Source organism: Aurantiacibacter suaedae, assembly GCF_005434915.1.
Lineage (GTDB): Bacteria > Pseudomonadota > Alphaproteobacteria > Sphingomonadales > Sphingomonadaceae > Alteraurantiacibacter > Alteraurantiacibacter suaedae.
In genome coordinates, this window is record NZ_SKCG01000001.1 from 1229710 (window position 1) to 1248350 (window position 18641).

Here is an 18641-nt window from a genome sequence, read left to right on the forward strand (position 1 = left end):
GGATTTTACTTGCGCCAGCACAAATCAGCCACGGGCGAGCTGCCCGGCTCGATCTGGGTCCGCACCAGCGAAATCTCCGTTATCAGGCCGTCGCGCAGGTCAGCATGGCCGGCTGCCAGCAAACATCTGGGAACACCATCACGACGACTGCGGATCACATGCATTGTGTATTCGCGCTGCCCGGCCTCAGAGCATTCAACGAACGGCAATGCGATTTCTACCTGCGCCCCACTGTTCTGGATGCGCTGAAAATGCGTGAGCAGTGCGGGCAACCCTTCGGCCACGACGCCGCCGTCAATCCGCAGAACGGCATCATCGGTGAAGAAACGAGCAAAGCCGGCCTGCTCGAATGGAATGCCGTCCGCCATCTGAACATTCCACCAGGCGAACATTCTCGTCATGACACCCGAGCAGCTGTCGACTTCCGCTTGCGCTGTGGCAGTGACGAGTGGATCGCCAGCCATAGCGGGCTGAATCTCGGGGACCGGACCGCCAAGGGCTAGCAGTGCGCTGGCAATGATGACATTTGCGTCCATTGAAGATCCTCGTCTTCAGTGAGCAATCCGCGCTTCACTTCATTAAACTGTCTTGGTTGCAGACTATTGCCGGAACCTTCGCAATCAATGCGGGCCTGCGGTTGAGTTCGTTGTTTTTAGCGCAACGCTGATATTTGAATGAACGCCCCGGTCACCCGCACGAGGCCGGACCTTCAACAGCGGCGCTTCAACACCGTTTCAGCAACGCCTGGCTGCTGCTAGCCCGCGGGTCAGCCACTCGGCCACCGAAGCCGAAGCCATTCCTGTCCAAGTCAGTGAGGCAGGCACAAGCGCCATGCCCTGTCAGGCAATCTGTTGCAGTGACCAGCCGACAGGCATGATTGCACCACAATCCCCGGTGACTGATGCCCGCCAGCGAAGGCAATCTATGCTGGCAAGAGGCCGCGCACGAAGAGGAAAAAGAGCGAGGGCCCCAGAAGACAGCCCAGACCCGTGTAGAACGTGGCTGTCATGGCTCCATAAGGCACCAGACGCTTGTCAGTGGCCGCCAGCCCTCCTGACACTCCGCTTGTCGTTCCCATCAAGCCACCGTAGGCCATTGCAGCCTTCGGGTTATCGAGGCCGATCAATGGTGCAACGAAGGGCGTACCAATCATCACCAACACGGATTTCACAAGTCCTGCCGCCACCGAAAGAGCCATAACCTCGCTCGAAGCGCCCAGCGCAGTTCCGGTGACCGGCCCCACGATGTAGGTGGCCGCTCCCGCGCCCAGCGTCGTGATACTGACTGCATCGGAATATCCGAAGGCCAGCGCCACCAGTCCGCCAGCGACAAAAGACAGCACTAGGCCGAGTATCAAAGACAGAACGCCGACAAGGCCAGCCCGTCGCATCTCCGAAAACTCTACTCCGTAGGCTGTCGATACGATGGCGAAATCCCGCAACATCGCGCCACCCATGAGCGCCAGCCCGCCGAACAGCGGGATGTCCGAAAGCCCCTTCGTTCCGCCGCTCACGCGTCCACCGAAATAGGCGAGCGCCAATCCCAGTGCGATGGCCACCGCCGAACCGTGAATCCTGCCACCGCTAAGGCGCTGCGATATCCTGTTGCTGAACCACATCAGCAACCCGATCAGAGCAAAGGCAAACAACAGCCCGTTGTCGACAAGAACCTCTTCCATAAGCTCCATGACCTAGAGCCCCTCCGGTTCGTCGGCAGGCGGCAGCGGCGCGTCGCGACCGCCAAGCCGGGCGAGCAACGGAAGCGCCAGTAATCCGAGCAGGGTTGCTCCGACCCCTGCCAGCAGTGCGACCGGTCCGGCACCGACTGCCGCCACGACGTTCTGGGTCGATGCCATCGCCACCACAATCGGGATATACATCGCGCTCCAGAACAAAATGCCCGATTCAGATGCAGAAAATCCCCTGCCCCGACGCCGGAGACGATCGGTCGCCACGATCAGCAGAAGCATGGCCACGCCCACTCCGCCGACATTGGACTCCACACCCATCAGCACGCCAAGCACGTCGCCGACAATCAGACCGGCCAGCACACATGTGGCCAGCAGCGCAGTGCCGTAGATCATATCAGGTCCTCTCCTCCTCATGCCCGACGCTGCGCCTTTTTGCGCAGTCGCTCTGGCTACTGCCTAGCTGAACAAGTCAGCATAGGTCTTTCGCAATTCCGCCTTTTGCACCTTGCCCATCACATTGCGCGGCAATTCGCTGACAAAGAGGATTTTCTTCGGCTGCTTGTAGCGTGCAAGCTGCGGGCCGATGGCCGCAATGACCCCCGCTTCGTCGATCTCGGCACCCGCCTCGCGCACGACGACTGCCGTAACTCCTTCGCCAAGGTCGGGATGAGGCACGCCAATCACGGCACTTTCCACGATTCCGGACAACTCGTCGATCAGGCCCTCGATTTCCTTGGGATAGACATTGTAGCCACCAGAGATCACCAGATCCTTGTCACGCCCGACGATGCGCAGATAGCCATCCTCGCCGATCTGGCCGAGGTCGCCGGTAATGAAAAAGCCGTCCGCGCGGAATTCGGCGGCGGTCTTTTCGGGCATGTTCCAGTAGCATTGGAACACGTTTGGGCCGCGCACCTCGATGGCGCCGATCTCGCCTTGCGGAAGAGGGGAGCCGGTTTCGCGATCCGCCACGCGCACCTCGATACCCGGCAGCGGCATGCCCACTGCTCCCGGCTTGCGCGGGCCATCATAAGGGTTGGTGGTGATCATGCAGGTTTCGGTCATACCATACCGTTCCAGAATGGCATGACCGGTTCGAGCCTCGAAGCTTTTGTGATCGTCGGCCAGCAGCGGGGCAGAGCCGGAAACGAACAGCCGCATTCCGGCTGCCGCCTCGCGCGTCAGCCGCTCGCATTGCAACAGGCGGGTGTAAAAAGTGGGCACGCCCATCAGAACCGTTGCCGAACCCATCAGGTCGAGCACCGTTTCGGGGGCAAATCGACTTTGCCAAAGCAAGGTCGCTCCGGCCACCAGCGTCATGTTGACCGCCACGAAAAGGCCGTGGGTATGGAAGATCGGCAGTGCGTGGATCAGCCGATCTTCCCGCGTGAAACCCCAGCTTTCAAGCAAGGCGGCGGTGTTAGAAGCGAGATTGCCATGCGTCAGCACGGCCCCCTTCGAACGGCCGGTGGTACCCGATGTATACAGGATCGCGGCTGGATCATCCATCGCGCGCGCGACGTGATCGACTTTCGGCTCAGCCCCCGACGCGGCCTCCATGAGGCTGCCATCTCCGCTTGTGCCAAGACTGGAACAGGCGATCCTTTCGCCGTATCTCGCCGCATGCGCTGCAAGCTGGTCTGGCGCGCAGACGAACAGGCGCGGCGCGGCATCGCCAAGGAAATAATCGACCTCGGCGCTGGTGTAGTCGGTGTTAAGCGGCAGATAGACGCCGCCGACTTGCAATGTTGCCAGATAGAGACAGATCGCTTCCGGGCTCTTGCCCACCTGAGCAGCAACGCGATCTCCCGGCATCACCCCCTGAGTACTAAGCACACCGGCCAGCCGCTGGGTCAATTCCAGCGCTTCACCATAGCTGATCGCAGGCTGACCCGTACGCTCGAACAGCGACTTGTGCGGAACAAGGCCAGCCACATCGGCGAAGCTTTCGAAGATTGTTTTCATACGCGAATTTCCTGTCGTTTTTTGGAGGCCAGTACGGCTGAAAGCGGCTTTCCCACCGCGACCACCCCCTCGCGTACATAGGCTTCATGCCGCAGTTCGATCTGGTCTGCCTCGTACAGATAGTTGACCATTACCGCGTGCGCTCCTGAAATGCCGCCGGTTGAAAGATCTCCCGGCCAGTTCACGCGCCAGCAGGCCGCGCCATTTCCTAGGTGAAACCGGGCAACCGGATCAAGCGGAGCACCCGATTGGTGCTTGGCCTCGGTCAGGTAGGCTGCTGCCAGTTGCTCGACCCCGGGGGCAATCCTTGAGGCGATCCGGGCGTCATCGATCCAAAGGTCGCCTTGCAGTTCCTGGCGCAGCGAGACCGCCGCCGGAGACTGGTTGCTGGCCAGCCAGCGCGCAAATCCCGGCACCGGCGACAAGGTCACGAAAGTGCGCAGCGATGGCAATTCCGCAGCCAGTTCCTTCACCACCTGCTTGATCAGGAAATTGCCAAAGGAAACGCCCTTCAGGCCGCGCAGAGTGTTGTTGATCGAATAGAAGACAGCCGTATCTGGCTCGCTCCCACCCCTTGCTGGAGGAGCGGTGAGTATGGGGGCAATCTGACTGGGCGTTTCATTCATCAACGCCACTTCCACGAAAATGAGGGGTTCCTCACCGGTAGCCGGATGGAAGAAGGCATAAATTCGCCGATCATGCTGATCGAGCCGTCGGCGAAGATCTTCCCACCCCTGCATCGGGTGAACCGACTCGTAAGCCATGATCTTTTCCAGCACGACCGCCGGACTGGCCCAGGTGATTCGCTGCATCCGCAGGAACCCGCGATTGAACCAGGAGGCAAACAGATGCGCGAAATCCGCATCGAGGGGGCGTAGCGAAGGATCCTTCCGTAGCGCAGCCAGAAGGTCAGCGCGCATGTCCACCAGCAGGCGGGTGGCACCTGGCGCCGTGTTGAGTCGTCGCAACAGGGTTTGCCGCAACGGCTCGACACTCTGGAACAGAGGCACCAGCCGTTCCTCCGTCGGCTCCTTATCGTAAGCCGCAAAGGCCTTCCTTATATCCGCCGGGTCGGATGCGAAGTGGTCGCGCAGCAGCTCCCAGAACTGCATTTTTTCCGACTCGTCGAGTTCTGCGTAAGCCGCGAGAGCCTGCTCGGCCACCGCGATCATGGAAGCATCCCCGATCCGCCCCATCAGCACGTCGCAGGCCGCGGACAAACGCTCCAACGCCGGACGACCGAGCATCGAACGAACCGCCTCAGCGCTTGCAGCGACCGGGCCGCGCCCTCGCACATCTCCCGGCAAAATTGCCTGCAACATATCGCTCAGAAAAGCGAGGTTACGCCGCACTGGTTAGCCCTCCCGTTGCCCGGTGCCACACTTTGGCCTGCCGGATGCGCCCGTAATTACGGCCTGTGCGACTAGCGGGTCGTCGCCACAGCTTCGATCTCGATAAGGAACTCGGGCATAGCAAGAGCCTGCACACCGACGATGGTGTTAGAGGCCGGCATCACATCGCCGTAGAATGCGCCAAGTTCGGCGCCGATGGCTGGCAGCATCGACACATTGTAGTTCACGATGAATGTGCGCAACCTCAGAACCGCTTCCGGACCAAGCCCCTGGTCCTCGAGGACAAGCCGTAAGTTCGCCAGCGACTGACGGGCCTGCAAGCCGACATCGCCAGCCCCGACGACATTGTAATCCTTGCCCCACGACACCTGACCCGAAAGGTGCAGCGTGCCAGAACTCTCATCGAGCGTGGCATGCGAGAAGCCATACTGGACACTGGGGTAAAGGGTTTCGGGATTGATGCGCTTGCTGGTCATGACAAAACTCCGGGCAGTAGAAACAGGTCAGGTCAGTCGACGATCTCGAGCTGATGACCCCAGGGGTCGAGCACGTAGAGGTTCTTTTTGCCGGCGAGCGGCCCCTCGGTGATGTCGATGACTTCCATCGGCGTGCAGCCGTTTGCAGCGAGATAGCGGGAAGTCTTTTCGACATCGTCGACGCGCAAACCGAGATGGTGGCCGCCCACGTCGCAGTTGCGCGGCGGAGTAGTGCCGCGACCTTCCGGCTTGTCATACTGCACGAGCTGGAAATTGAGGTTATCGGCGATCTTGAGCATGATCAGCATGAGCTTGGCACCAGCCACGTTCACATGGCTTTCCATCCAGTCCCGGCCATCCTTGCCAACAGGCAATTCGGCGGCGTCGAGCGGCCCCATCCGGAACATCTCCTCGGCCCCGAAGATGTCCTTGTAAAAGGTCGCAACCGCTTCCGCGTCTGCGACGGTCCACGAAACGTGATCGGCGGCAAGAAAGGCAGGTTTGTCGGCAGCAGCGTCGGTCATCGGAAGACTCCATCCAGTCAAGCTCAGACTAGGAAGCGCGACAGGCTAAGCAATCGCAATCAAGCACACATGTCGTTGCCTTCAAGACAACACAAGCTCTACTGCTCGCCGTTATCAATCAGCTGCGAAATAGTGACCGGCCTCACAGGAAAGCGCGCTTTGAAGCCCGCCACGCTCGCCTCAGACACTTTCCGGGAAGCAGCAATGCGGCGTATGAGCGCGTGCTCGCAGCTTCTGCCCTGGCAGAGCCCCATGCCGGCGCGGCAACGCAGCTTGATTTCGCTTGCGCCGAACGCCCGTCCCATCGCCGTCGCCTCAATGATCGCCTCATCAACGGCCTGTGCCGGAATGTCTTCGCACCTGCACAGCAGCGTATCACCACTTGCCTCAGGTAGCCGACCGCGCGGATCGGCCACTGTGCGCAACAGATCGATGAAACCTTCAAGCCTTTGGCGACGCCGGCGATAGGGTGCAATCCTTGCGTCCAGCGTGCGCTGATCCAGCTTGCCCGCATCAGCGGTGATAGCAAGGCCAGCCATTGCCCCTTCGCTCATGGCCGCGTCGCTCCCGGTTACGCCTGTGGTTTCGCCCGCCACGTAAAGCCCAGCGAGGCTGGAGCGATAGAGGCCGTTGTGTACGGCTTCCCAGCCACCCGCAGGCATCGACCAGCGCACCTCGGCTCCGCACTGCCTGAGCAGATCGGACTGTGGCAGAAAGCCATAGCACATGGCCGCGACATCGGCGGAAAAGTGCAATGGCCCGGCCTTCCCCGCGAAATGCACCTGCACCCCCCGACCTTCCGGCCCGGCATCGCATCGCTCCACGGAAGCGCCGAAATGCACCGCCACCCCGGCCTTGCGCAGCGCCGCCATTCCCTGCGCCGCTGCCACCAGCGGGCCGGGACTCGCCAATGCAGCGGGAATTTTGCCCAGCGCAAGCTGCGCCATGCGCGAGAATGGCTGGGCAAAGCAAACCGCAGCCAGATCGCCGCCCGCAGCGATGACCTGCTGGGCCAGCACGATCATCAAGGGATGGGTTCCGAACAATACGACGCGTTCGCCCGGCAGAAATTGCTGCGCCTTCACAAGTGTCTGCAAGCCCCCCGCCGACATGACGCCAGGAGTGGTCCAGCCGGCAAAGGCCACCGGCATATCGTAACATCCTCCAGCAACCAGAACACGCCTTGCCTTGACCGGACCGGACCCAGGACCGGCGGTGCCCGCCAGCACGAGGTCCCAGCCGTCATTGTCGGCGGCCGGCTGGATCGCCAGCACCGATTGGCCGCCGAACCAGACCATGCGCTCGTCGGCCGCCACCCGATCCAGCAAGGCGCGCGCATTGCGGTAAGACGCGCCAGGCAGCCAGCCAGGCACGGCAAAGGTTTCGGGCGGCTGGCGCAGGATCTGCCCCCCCGGGCGCTGCTGTTCGTCGATAACGCAGAGGGAAAGGCCTGCTTCGAGCACCTGCCCGGCGGCGGCAAGGCCAGCCGGGCCGCCGCCCACGATCGCCACGTCGTAAGTCCTCATCGTTCATCCTCTGGCGGGCACCTGCACACCTCGAGGCCAGGGCGCACCGGCACCAGGCAAGCGCGCAGGCGCTCCCATGCGCCCTGCTCTGCTCCCACCCAGACGGTGCATTCGCCGCAAGTGCCCATATTGCAGAACATGCCCCGCGCCCGCCCAGAACGGTCATCGCGAAAGCGCAGTTGGTCGCGAGCCAGAATCGCCACCGCCACGGTCTCGCCGGAAAAGGCAGGCACCGTCTCGCCGTCGATGACTATGGTGATCGGCTCGGGCCGCGTGACCCCTCGTTCGATCCGGCTCACGGCAGCACCGCGAAAGCGTCGAGCTTGGCAAAGCGCGCGGGCGAAAAAAGCGCGATTTCTTCGGCCATTGTGCCCGTTGCAATGGTTTGCGCCAGCAACCGCGCGAGCACTGGCCCCAGCGTGAACAGCGATCCGCCTGCCGCTACGAACAGACCCGGCGCCGCGCTTATTTCCCCGACGATCGGCAACTGGTCCGCTGAAACGCAGGTCGTGCCGGTCCAGGTGCGCAACAGGCTGCGCTGGCGCAGTGCGGGCATCACCCTTGCCGCAACTTCGAGATTGGCGCGCAGGTTGGCACTGTCCACCAGCGCCGGGCGATCGAGATCGGGCAAACCGTCTTCGCCGCGCTCGAGCCGTGACGGCCAGCCTCCCCCGATCAGCAAGTTGCCGTCGTCCGTCTGCTTCATCGAAAGGCGCTGCCCGACATGCTGGACCAAAAAGGGGAGCATCGGATCGGCCCGGTCTGTCACGCTCATGGTCAAAGGTGCAGGATAAAGCGGAAGATTCAGCCCAAGCATGTTGGCAAGGCGCGTCGACCAGTGACCGGCCGCGAGCAGCACCTTGCGGGCGAGTACCGTGCGCTCCTTGCCCGCCTCGACAAGTTGCACCCGATAGGTGCCATCTTGCTCCATCGTCAGCCGGGTGACGCGCGTTCCGGTGTGCAGCACAGCCCCGCGCTGTTTCGCAGCCTGGGCATAGGCATCGGTGAGTATGCGCGGATTGGCGTGCCCTTCCTCGGCAAGCCATGCAGCACCGGCAAGCGCTGGCGACAAACAGCGTGAATGTGCCCGCAGCTCTGCCGCATCCAGCAGCACCGTGGAAAGGCCGAGTTCGTTCTCGCGCCCGACCTTGAACGCCAGCAGGTCCAGCTCGGCTTCGGTTTCCGCCACCATCAGCCCGCCATGCATGGCAATGTCGAGCGGGCGCCCCAGCCGGTCTTCAAGCGTTGCCCAGTCCCCGATCGCCAGCTTGCTGAGCAGCACGATCACCGCGCCCTCGCGCGCGGCCTGCTCGCCCTGCTCGAGAAAACGGCGCTCGATCTGGAAATGCAGCGAACCGGCATTCTGGCCCGACGCACCGGCATTGATGTGCCCGCGTTCGACCAGTTCGATCGCAAGCCCATGGTCGGCAAGATGCCACGCAGATGCGCAGCCGATCAGGCCGCCGCCAACTATCAGCACATCTGCGGTGGACACCTGACTTGCCATGCTCACATCATATCAAGCCTTTGTAGCGTCGCCGCAATATCCGCGCGCGCCGCATCGCTCACCGGGCGCAGCGGACGGCGCACCGGACCGCCGGGCAGCCCCATCGCATCAAGCGCCGCCTTGAGGATGGCCGGACCGGAGCCGAAGCGGCCGACCAGTTCGGGGGTGTACCAATCCTTCATCAGGACCCGATCACGCTGGCCGCAAATCCGCGCCCCATCGATATCGCCCGCCCACAACTTGTCGTAGAAGCCGCTCTGATTGCGTCCGAGCACACCACCAGCGCCCATTGTCCCATCGCCGCCATGGACACGCAGTACCGTCAGGCCAGCCTCGTTCATCGGGAAACCAAACACGCGGACCTGATCCTTCAAGGCGAAGAAGGTTTCGAGGAACCGTTCGAAATTGGGCGTCGATTGCTTGATCGCGACCACTGCGTCAATCTGGGCCAGCCGTTGCAGCAGTTCGAGCGGCATGTCGATGCCGGTGCCCGGAGGCCAGTTATAGACGCAGATCGGCAGGTCGATCGCCACACCGACCTCTTCGTAAAAGGCAACGATCTCATCGGCATTGGGGCGCAGGTAAGGCGGCGGAGTGAGCAGAATGCCCTCAAAGCCAGCAGCCGCAGCGTGCTGCGCCAACGCGATGGTGTCACGACCACGAAAGCTGCTGCAACCAGCCAGCAGTGGTAGGCGCCGCGCCATTTGTGAGCCGACCAGTGTAAACAGCTGGGCGCGCTCGGACATCGTCATACTCGTCCATTCGCCAGTCGTGCCAGCCACCACCAGTCCGTGCATTCCCTGCTCTGCGAGCCATTCGAGCAACTGCCCGAGACCGCTTTCATCGAGCCGGTCCTCGTCGAGGAACGGGGTGGTTATGGCCGGTATGTATCCCTGCCAACCAACCCGCTCTCGCTTGTTTGCCACCATTATTGTTTCCTTTTGAAATCCTGCGAAAACCGTGGGGCATTCTGTTTGCTGTTTTTCGCTTGCCCCGAATTTCCTGTGCCAGCCCTGTTCCGCAACGACAACGGCGCGGGAAAGACCAAAACGTTGTCTTGGCGACAACGCCCGGATGAGAGGTTCCTAGACAGTCTGCGCCCGGGGAAGGCGCAAGGGCGCAACCATGGACACGGCTACCATGACCAGACTATTGACCAGCAGGGCGACTAGCCCGATCTCCCAGTGAGGGAACAACGCCGAGCTGACTCTCCCCACAGCAGGGATCCACAACACGGCGTAGCCTGCAATGATTCCGCAGAATACGGCAAAGGCGCTGGCCTTGCGCATCAGAAACCCGGCATAGACGCCAGGCGCCAACATGCCGATCGCGGCATAGGCAGACAGTCCGATCTCGACCAGCGAGCCGCTTGCAGCCAGCGTCAGCCACAACGCCACCAGCGCAAAGCCGATCATCGACACCCGCGAAGCCATCAGTTCGTGCGATTCTGCGATGCTTGGCATTAGCGAACGCAGGATATTGCGCCCGAAGATCGAACCACAGGTAAGCAGGAGCACCGATCCGGGAACCAGCGCCAGCAGCGCGGCCGTACCCGCCAGCACGCCAAGCGCCCAGGCCGGATAGTTCTGGTCGACGAATGACAGCAATATCGCATTCGCATCGCCGCCCGGCACCGTGGTGCCCGCCAAAACGGCTGCAAAACCTAGCGCGATAATGAAGAAGTAGGACAGCGAATAGATCGGCTGCAAAACGGCGTTGCGCCGGATCGTGTTTTCTCCATCCGCTGAAAAGCACAGCTGGAACATGTGTGGAAAGATATAGGTGCCAAGAGCCACGTTGAGCGCAGAGGTAACCAGCCAGGTCACGTTAAGGCCGAGTTCGGGCTGGCTGCCGGGGAAACGGACAAGATCCGGGAAACGCTCGCCAACGGTGGCGAAAAGATCGAGCAGCGAAGCAGTCCCGACCTTGTCCGACACGGTCATCGCCAGGGCAATCACCATCGCCAGCATCAGCACGTCCTTGACCCCGGCAGCGAAGGCCGCCGAACGCAAACCGGCCAGGAACACGAACGCTACCATCATCGCCACCGCCACGAAGGCGGCCCCGGTGGGGGTCACTGCCGGGCCTGCCGCAAGACTGACCACCAGCGTCAACGCAGTCACCTGGATCTGCACATACACAATCAGCGCCACGATCCCCGCCGCAGCTACCCCTATGCCGAGCCAGCGCGAAGCGTAGCGATGAGCAAAGAAGTCAGCCTGCGTCACCAGGCCGTAGCGTTTGCCATAGACCTGGATCAACGGCGTCAGCCAGTAGGCAACGGTGGCCGCCAGCGAAACCGAACAAAATGCGAGGTAAGCAGGCGCCCCATAAGCCCACGCGTACCCGGAAATTCCCAGCACGGCGAAGGTCGTGTAAATCTCTCCGGCATTGAGAAACCAGAAGATAATCAAGCCCATCTTGCGCCCGCCCAGGGCCCAATCTTCCATGGACTGGGCCCGCTTCTGCTTGACCTTGCCATAGACGATGGAGCCGAGGACGGTGCCACCGACGATCAGAGCGATGAGAGAGAGGATCATGGACAGCTCCCCTCGTCGGGAGAAACTGCACCTGCACTCACCGACCCAGACCTATGCTTGCGCTCAAGCCAATAGCGAAGTGCAAGCACGAGGGTGGCAAACACGATGCCAGCCATCTGCCACGCCATGACGAACGGAATTCCGAAAGGGCTCCACTCGACGCCGTTGGCCCAATCCGCAAACCCAAGCTGCCAGACAAACGGCAGCAAGAGAAGCAGGTCCGCCCTGCGCAGCACAGGGGACGTTTCGATATGCTCTGTCACGCTGCTTCCTTGCCCTAAACCGTTTCTTAAAACGTACGTCTGGAGCGAGGGCAGAATGTCCGCAATGTCAAACTATCATCAAGGTCGTTGCCGTTGATGCAACATCATTGCTCGGCTGGCCTTAGCGATACGGGGCCGTTCCAACGTCGCAGTTGAGCCTCCAGTCGTTTCAGCATCTTTACCGGGGCGCCTTCCAACTGACGCCCGGATCGCAAAACCAGGCTTACAGTCGTTCCCTCGAGGCCATTGTCGTCTATCGGTATGCTGACCATCTCACCAGCCTCAAGCTCGGCCCAGGCTGAGACCTCTGGCAGGATCGTGCAGGCGATGCCTGCCTTTACGCTTTGCAACATGACCGCGATCGAATTGGTGCAGATGCTTGGCTCGATCTTGCGATTTCGCCCGCTCTCGGCGCTGCCAAGGATCTGCCTTATGCGAAAGTGAGCCGGGGGCAGGCAAAGCGGCTGGTCGCAAAGCTCCTCCAGCGTGACACTGCCGCGCTTCGCCAGCGCATGGTCTGCCCGCACGATCGCCATCAAGGGCTGGGCGATAGCCGCGCGCACCTGAAGCTTGAGATCGTGCGGCGTCTGGAACACAAGGCCCACATGGGCTTCATCGTCGGCGATCTGGCGCAGTATCTCTTGTGTCGCGCCGGTGCGGATATCGAGCGATATTTGCGGATTTTCTTCCGCGAAGTGGCTGATGAGAGACGTAAACGACTGCCCGAGGAATCCCTCGCCCACTGCAATGGTCACATTCCCGGTGCGCACCGATCGCAAGTCATCCAAGCGTGATTTGAGAGCCTCGCGGTCCGCAAGCTGGTTGCGATAATGATCGACCACGATCTCGCCAGCGTGAGTAAGCCTGATACCGCGCCGCCCCTTTTCGACGAGAGAGAGGCCGAAGTCCGCCTCAAGCTGGGCAATCTGACGGCTTATCGATGAAGGCGCGATGTTGAGCCGGTCGCCCGCCGCCCTCATTGAGCCCGCAGAATACGCTTCCAGCAGATATCGCATCCCGGCTTCGTTCATTGCGTTGGTCCTTGGCCTGTCAGGTAGTCAAAACTGGCAGCATTTTCGACGCACGCCAATCCCATGAACATGGCAGCCTGTCCAATCAGCACCCTCGTGCAGATCACCATTCTTGTCGTCAAGCGCCGCCAGAAACCGATTATAACTTGGCTGGAAGCTCCGGCACGGCCTCGAACAGGCCGGCTACCAAGCCGGGTGCTCTTGGCCTGACCCCAACTCATCTCCGATCCGCCTAGGCACCCATGAGGTCGCGACGCTTTTCCAGCGCGCGGCCTCTTCTGTATGCACGCTCGGTCGAAGATCCGATAAAAATCCAAGAGCGACCGGAAAGCAGCACGCGCAAATACAATCCACCGCCATCGGAATGAACTCCAACTTTGGTGATGCTGGGCACCTGTTTGATGTTGAGTTTGTTACGCGCGCGAGGCCATGTCGCGACATTATCTGGCCGGAACACCCGTGCAAGCAATAAACTCAGCCATAATTACGGCGGCGGTCTGCAGCGCATTCTGGCGAACTTGGTGAACTTGAGCGAACGCTTGCTCCAAGCATAATTGCTAAAAATGATGCTTTATCTAGGATTTAGCCATCTCTCGGTGGTTCGCCATGGTTCGCCGAAATCCGGCATCTGGCATTTGGCGGAGCGGGAGGGATTCGAACCCTCGATACGGGGTTACCGTATACACACTTTCCAGGCGTGCGCCTTCGACCACTCGGCCACCGCTCCGCATGTCGATCCGCTCCGCACGTAAACCGGAGTGATCGGACAAGGGCGTCGCCCTAGCGGCGTGCGGGGCGGATGACAAGCGCGCTTGCGCCGTATAGGCAAAACACCATGACTCGCTCTTTCGACAAGGCACCCGGTGCGCAGGAAATGGAGGCCATCGCCCGCCATACCCTTGCCCGCCTCCCCGCAGCCTTTGCCGGGCAGCTTGGCAACCTCAGCCTCGCTGTCGAGGACTTCGCCGAAGATGCCCTGCTCGATGAGCTTGGGATCGAAAGCGCTTACCAACTCACCGGCGTCTATGAGGGCATTCCGCTGACCGAACAGTCGATCGACCATTCCGGCACCATGCCCGAACGGGTGCGCTTGTTTCGCCTCCCCATCCTGCTCGAATGGTGCGAGCGCGGCGACGTCACGCTTGAGGACCTTGTGGCCCATGTCGTGATTCACGAGATAGGGCATCACTTCGGGCTGTCCGATGCGGATATGCACTCATTGGAAGACCAGGTTTTGTAGCTTGCCAAAGCGCGCCGTGGTGGCACTCTCGCCCCTATGATCAAACTTTATCTGATGGCCGCTAGCCTGCTCGTCCTCCCTTCGCCTGCCATGGCGCAGGACGAGCCACGCACCCCCGACAGCGTGGTCGCCGCATCCGCGCCGGAGGAATGGGTGCCGATCGCGCCCGAGGATATTCTCGTGATCGAGCTGGCGCCCGCCAACGACGGCTCGGCGCGCCGGGTGGTGATCCAGCTTCTACCGCCGCCGTTCAGCCAGCCGTGGGTCGAGAACATCCGGACGCTCGCCCGTGCGCACTGGTGGGATGGCAAGAGCGTCTATCGCGTCGTCGACAACTGGGTGGCGCAATGGGGAGGCGGCGATCCCGAGCTGGGGATGGACCCTGGGCCGTTGCCCGAGGGGGTGGCGGCGCCCACAGCAAGCTACGAATTGCCGAGCCCGTTCGACCTCGACACGACGCGGCATAGCGGGGTCGCATGGCAGGATGTTGCGGCAGCGGCAATGCTCACCGGTTTCTATGCAACCGGGCGCACCCTCGAAGATCTTGCTTCGCTTGATGTGTCAGCAGATCACCAAAACATAAGCGGCGACCGCTACGCCAACATCACGGCGTTTACCAACGGCTGGCCTTTCGCCGGAGGAGGAGAGAGCTTCTGGCCCGTCCACTGCTACGGCTCGGTCGGAGTCGCGCGCGATCTTGCGCCCGATACCGGCACCGGCTCAGAACTCTACGCAGTGATCGGCCATGCACCGCGCCAGCTTGATCGCAATATCGCCGTGGTCGGGCGGGTGATCGAAGGGATCGAACATCTCTCCACCCTCACCCGTGGCACCGCCGAAGCCGGAGTCTATGTCGAGCGCAGCGAAGACACCCCCATCGTCAGCGTCCGGCTCGCCAGCGAGTTGTCCGAGCCACCTGCCTATGAATACCTCGACACAGCCAGCGGAAGCTTCGCCCGCTATATCGCAGTGCGCGCCAACCGGCAGGATAGCTTCTACGAAGTACCCGCAGGCGGGGTCGACATCTGCAATGTGCAGGTGCCTATAAGGCCGGCCCCATGAACGAAACCGTCACCCACACGGGCAAGGTTTGGCTCTGGACCAGCGCCACCTCGCCCGGCAGCTGGCACTTCCTCACCATCGACGGTGCGGCGGGCGAGGCCATCGCCGCGCACGAGGCCATGCGGCGGCTCGAATTCGGCAGCGGACGCGGGTTCGGCTCGGTCAAGGTGCGCGCACGTATTGGGGAAAGCGTTTGGAACACCTCGGTCTTCCCCGCGAGCGAGGACGGCTACATCCTCCCGCTCAAGGCCGCGATCCGCAAAGCCGAGGGGATCGCGCAGGGCAGCGAAGTGACCGCCGAGCTGGACTTGCTCTGACGCCTCTCTATTCGGCTTGCCGTTGCATCAATTCGATCCGGTTGCCGAAGGGATCGTGAATATCCGCCCGGACATAGCCCGCTAGCGGGCCGCCATCGCTGCTAACCACACCTGCATCCGCCAGCCGAGCGCGAAACTCCGCCAGATCGTCGACCAGCAAGGCCGGATGCGCCTTCTTCGCCGGGGCAAAGCCCTGCTCCACCCCGAGATGGATTTGCGCGCCGCCACCGGTGAACCAGCACCCGCCCCGCTTGGCCATGTCGGCAGGTTTGGGCACCTCTTTCAGGCCGAGAATGTCAGCGTAGAAGCCGCGCGCACGGTCCTCCTCGCCCGGCGGCATGGCGATCTGCACATGGTCGATACCGATAATGCCGGCGCTCATATACGCTCCGCCTGAGCCACAGCGTCGGTCGCCCTCAAGGCCGACACGATGCGCGTCAGGTGCGCCAGATCCTGCACTTCCAGATCGACGATGTCGGTATGAAAGAGCTCGTCGCGTTCAGCCAGTTCGAGGTTGATCACATTGGCCCCGGCCTTTGCGAATACGCCCGCCATCTCGGCCAGCGTGCCAGGCCGATTGTAAAGCGTGACAGTCAACCGCCCTACCGCGCCCTGCGAGCGTTCGCCCCACGAAAGGTCGATCCAGTCGATATCCTCGCCATTGGCCAGTTCGAGGCAGTCGATGGCATGGACCGTCACGCTCTCGCCCGCATGGCGCAGGCCCACGATGCGGTCGCCCGGGACCGGGTGGCAACAATTCGCCAGCGTGAAGCCGACGCCCGGTGTCAGCCCCTTGATCGACAGCGCATGGCCCGGTTTCAACTCTTCCGGCAAATCCGCCGTGCTGCCCGGAACCAGCGCCTCCATCACCGCGCGGTCGGTCAGCTTGGCCGAGCCTATCGCCTCCATCAGCGCGTTCTCATTCGGCAGATCGAGCCGCTCCAAAGCCTGGGCAATCGCCTTCTTGCCGATCTTGGTTGGCATCTCCTTGGCAATATCTTCGAACAGCGCGCGGCCCACTTCGGCAATCTCGGCCCGCTCGCGCAGCCGCACCGAGCGCCGGATCGCCGCGCGCGCCTTGCCCGTTACCACGAAGCCCAGCCAGTGCAGCTGCGGCTGCGCACTCTTGCCCTTGATGATCTCCACCACGTCGCCGTTGCCTAGCGGGGTGCGCAGCGGCATGTGCCGCCCGTTAATCTTCGCGCCCACGGTCTGCGCGCCCAGATCGGTGTGGACGGCATAGGCGAAATCGACCGCCGTCGCGCCCTTGGGCAGCTGGTGCAGCGCGCCCTTGGGGGTGAAGGCGAAGATCCGGTCCTGATAGATTGCCAGCTTGGTGTGCTCGAGCAGCTCTTCGGGATCGTGGCTCTGCTCGACGATCTCGATCAGGTCGCGCAGCCAGCCGACCTGCCCATCGACCTGTCCGCCCTGTTTGTAAGCCCAGTGCGCAGCAAGGCCGAAGCCGTTGGTGCGGTGCATCTCGCGAGTGCGGATCTGCACCTCGCAACGCATCGACTTGTCGTAAAACACCGTGGTGTGCAGCGAGCGATAGCCGTTGGTCTTGGGGGTGGAGATATAATCCTTGAAGCGCCCCGGCACCATCTGGAAAGCCTGATGCAGCACGCCCAGAGCGCGATAGCAGTCGCTCACATTGTCAGTCAGCACGCGGAAGGCCATGATGTCGGAGATGTGTTCGAACGGCAGGTGACGCTCGGCCATCTTCTTCCAGATCGAATAGGGATGCTTCTCGCGCCCCCACACCTCGACCTCGAGCCCCGCCTCGCTTAGCGCCTGCTTGAAGTCGAGCGCGATCCGGTCGACCTGCCCGGTATCGGACGAGCGCAACTGCTCCAGCCGCGAGACGATGGTGGCATAGGCCTCCGGCTCGAGCTGCTCGAAAGCGAGCAGCTGCATCTCGCGCATGTATTCGTACATGCCCACGCGCTCGGCCAGCGGAGCGTAGATATCCATCGTCTCGCGCGCGATCCGGCGGCGCTTCTCCGGCTTGGCGATGTGGTGCAGCGTGCGCATGTTGTGCAGCCGGTCGGCCAGCTTCACCAGCAGCACGCGCAAATCCTCGCTCATGGCGAGCAGGAACTTGCGCAGGTTTTCCGCCGCGCGCTCGTCCTCGGTCAGCTGCTCGATCTTCGAAAGCTTGGTGACGCCGTCGACCAGCCGGGCGACCTCGGGACCGAAGTTCGCCTCGATATCGTCGATCGTGGCGAGCGTGTCCTCCACCGTGTCGTGAAGCAATGCGGTGATGATCGTCTGCTGGTCGAGCTTCAGGTCGGTCATCAACCCGGCCACTTCGACCGGATGACTGAAATAGGGATCGCCCGAGGCACGCTTCTGGCTGCCGTGCCTCTGCACGGTGTAGACGTAGGCGCGGTTAAGAAGCGCCTCGTCGGCATTGGGGTCGTATTCCTTGACCCTTTCGACAAGTTCGTATTGGCGGAGCATTTGCGCCCCAAGATAGTGGCGATTTCGTGGCTGCACAGCCGCTTTCTTTGCGCGGCACGCGATTTCTCGCCCTTCAGGCAGTATCCTTCATCAACCGCCCACGTTGATCGCGACGTCAGCCTCCGCCACTTCGAAAACGGGGCGAGGCGCCGGAGCGTTATCGGCATAGATGAAGCCGGCGACCGGATTGCGGCGCGAACCTAGCGCTCCGATGGGGTCATACCACACGCGCACTTCGCTCCAGTCACCCGCTTCCGAAACGTCGACAACCGGCACCCCGGTTTCGATCCCGCCGGGACGCGACCAGTTGGCGTGATCGATCAGGATGTGCCGCTCATCAATGATCTGAGACACCACGGCAACGTGACCCAGCGGCATGGCGCCGCTCGACCGGAAAGCCATCACCGCACCGACCTGCGGCTGCTGCCCGCGCTCGTAGCGCCCTTCGGCAGCGTTCCACCAAAGGTGCGCGTTGCCGTGAATTTCGATCCCGGAATGATCGCGAGCATATGGCACGCACTGGAGCCGGGCCTGAGCCGGTTGCGCTGACAGCGCCGCCATCAAAAGAACCAGCGGCCAAAGCCACTTACGCCAAGAAAAGACACCAACGCGATCCGATCCCCGCAGGAACCCCATGCTTGTTTTCATGACTTACGCGACCCTCGGCTCGTTCACCCTGGGCCGCATG

General features: G+C 62.0%; 20 protein-coding genes and 1 tRNA gene. 3 read left to right on the top strand and 18 right to left on the bottom strand.

Features of this window, described 5'->3' with window-relative positions; translation table 11 throughout:
- Nucleotides 1–5: 5 nt before the first annotated feature.
- The 15 genes from E0473_RS05760 to E0473_RS05830 all read right to left on the bottom strand — a co-directional run bounded on the left by E0473_RS05760 (nt 6) and on the right by E0473_RS05830 (nt 13601).
- The gene (locus E0473_RS05760) at nt 6–536 is read right to left on the bottom strand and encodes a nuclear transport factor 2-like protein (protein ID WP_137679848.1); all 531 of its coding nucleotides are present in this window, start codon (nt 534–536) and stop codon (nt 6–8) included.
- A 386-nt stretch (nt 537–922) separates the two neighbouring features.
- Nucleotides 923–1687, bottom strand: coding sequence for a malonate transporter subunit MadM (madM, locus tag E0473_RS05765; RefSeq protein WP_137679849.1), 765 nt, complete (start codon nt 1685–1687; stop codon nt 923–925).
- Between the two features lie 3 nt (nt 1688–1690).
- On the bottom strand, nt 1691–2083 hold the full coding sequence (gene madL / locus E0473_RS05770; RefSeq protein WP_137679850.1) for a malonate transporter subunit MadL: 393 nt from the start codon (nt 2081–2083) through the stop codon (nt 1691–1693).
- A 63-nt stretch (nt 2084–2146) separates the two neighbouring features.
- Nucleotides 2147–3655 carry a malonate--CoA ligase gene (locus E0473_RS05775; RefSeq protein ID WP_137679851.1) on the bottom strand — a complete coding sequence of 503 codons (1509 nt, stop codon included), beginning with the start codon at nt 3653–3655 and terminating at the stop codon, nt 2147–2149.
- Nucleotides 3652–5007, bottom strand: coding sequence for a malonyl-CoA decarboxylase domain-containing protein (locus E0473_RS05780; protein ID WP_137679852.1), 1356 nt, complete (start codon nt 5005–5007; stop codon nt 3652–3654). Before E0473_RS05780 ends, E0473_RS05775 begins: the two co-directional genes overlap by 4 nt.
- Nucleotides 5008–5078: 71 nt before the next feature.
- Nucleotides 5079–5483, bottom strand: coding sequence for a RidA family protein (locus tag E0473_RS05785; protein WP_137679853.1), 405 nt, complete (start codon nt 5481–5483; stop codon nt 5079–5081).
- 32 nt (nt 5484–5515) lie between these two features.
- Nucleotides 5516–6007 (bottom strand): VOC family protein, encoded by a 492-nt coding sequence (locus E0473_RS05790; protein ID WP_137679854.1) that lies wholly within the window; start codon nt 6005–6007, stop codon nt 5516–5518.
- 98 nt (nt 6008–6105) lie between these two features.
- Entirely contained in the window at nt 6106–7533 is a 1428-nt protein-coding gene (locus E0473_RS05795; protein ID WP_137679855.1) for an FAD-dependent oxidoreductase, read from the bottom strand.
- Nucleotides 7530–7832: a (2Fe-2S)-binding protein gene (locus E0473_RS05800; protein WP_137679856.1), complete on the bottom strand. Its 303-nt coding sequence runs from the start codon at nt 7830–7832 to the stop codon at nt 7530–7532. The genes E0473_RS05795 and E0473_RS05800 overlap by 4 nt, the downstream gene beginning before the upstream one ends.
- A complete protein-coding gene (locus E0473_RS05805) occupies nt 7829–9040 on the bottom strand; it encodes an NAD(P)/FAD-dependent oxidoreductase (protein ID WP_137679857.1) in 1212 nt (403 codons plus the stop codon). The genes E0473_RS05800 and E0473_RS05805 overlap by 4 nt, the downstream gene beginning before the upstream one ends.
- Nucleotides 9041–9042: 2 nt before the next feature.
- On the bottom strand, nt 9043–9969 hold the full coding sequence (locus E0473_RS05810; RefSeq protein WP_137679858.1) for a dihydrodipicolinate synthase family protein: 927 nt from the start codon (nt 9967–9969) through the stop codon (nt 9043–9045).
- 156 nt (nt 9970–10125) lie between these two features.
- Nucleotides 10126–11580, bottom strand: coding sequence for a sodium:solute symporter family protein (locus E0473_RS05815; protein ID WP_137679859.1), 1455 nt, complete (start codon nt 11578–11580; stop codon nt 10126–10128).
- Entirely contained in the window at nt 11577–11843 is a 267-nt protein-coding gene (locus E0473_RS05820) for a DUF3311 domain-containing protein (RefSeq protein ID WP_161981528.1), read from the bottom strand. Before E0473_RS05820 ends, E0473_RS05815 begins: the two co-directional genes overlap by 4 nt.
- A 104-nt stretch (nt 11844–11947) precedes the next feature.
- The gene (locus E0473_RS05825) at nt 11948–12874 is read right to left on the bottom strand and encodes a LysR family transcriptional regulator (protein WP_241657346.1); all 927 of its coding nucleotides are present in this window, start codon (nt 12872–12874) and stop codon (nt 11948–11950) included.
- A gap of 636 nt (nt 12875–13510) precedes the next feature.
- Nucleotides 13511–13601 (bottom strand) — tRNA-Ser (locus E0473_RS05830).
- A 108-nt stretch (nt 13602–13709) separates the two neighbouring features.
- On the opposite strand from E0473_RS05830, the gene E0473_RS05835 reads away from it, so the two are divergent.
- Genes E0473_RS05835 through E0473_RS05845 form a run of 3 tightly spaced genes read left to right on the top strand, consistent with a single transcriptional unit; the run spans nt 13710 to nt 15493 of the window.
- Nucleotides 13710–14114 (top strand): metallopeptidase family protein, encoded by a 405-nt coding sequence (locus tag E0473_RS05835; RefSeq protein WP_137679861.1) that lies wholly within the window; start codon nt 13710–13712, stop codon nt 14112–14114.
- Nucleotides 14115–14150: 36 nt separating this feature from the next.
- Nucleotides 14151–15176 (top strand): peptidylprolyl isomerase, encoded by a 1026-nt coding sequence (locus tag E0473_RS05840; protein ID WP_137679862.1) that lies wholly within the window; start codon nt 14151–14153, stop codon nt 15174–15176.
- Nucleotides 15173–15493 (top strand): DUF1905 domain-containing protein, encoded by a 321-nt coding sequence (locus E0473_RS05845; RefSeq protein WP_137679863.1) that lies wholly within the window; start codon nt 15173–15175, stop codon nt 15491–15493. The genes E0473_RS05840 and E0473_RS05845 overlap by 4 nt, the downstream gene beginning before the upstream one ends.
- A 7-nt stretch (nt 15494–15500) precedes the next feature.
- Here E0473_RS05845 and E0473_RS05850 read toward each other — a convergent pair whose 3' ends face one another.
- The 3 genes from E0473_RS05850 to E0473_RS05860 all read right to left on the bottom strand — a co-directional run bounded on the left by E0473_RS05850 (nt 15501) and on the right by E0473_RS05860 (nt 18514).
- Entirely contained in the window at nt 15501–15875 is a 375-nt protein-coding gene (locus E0473_RS05850; RefSeq protein ID WP_137679864.1) for a VOC family protein, read from the bottom strand.
- Nucleotides 15872–17953, bottom strand: coding sequence for a RelA/SpoT family protein (locus E0473_RS05855; RefSeq protein ID WP_137679865.1), 2082 nt, complete (start codon nt 17951–17953; stop codon nt 15872–15874). The genes E0473_RS05850 and E0473_RS05855 overlap by 4 nt, the downstream gene beginning before the upstream one ends.
- Nucleotides 17954–18043: 90 nt before the next feature.
- On the bottom strand, nt 18044–18514 hold the full coding sequence (locus tag E0473_RS05860; RefSeq protein ID WP_170308116.1) for a CHAP domain-containing protein: 471 nt from the start codon (nt 18512–18514) through the stop codon (nt 18044–18046).
- Nucleotides 18515–18641: the final 127 nt, after the last annotated feature.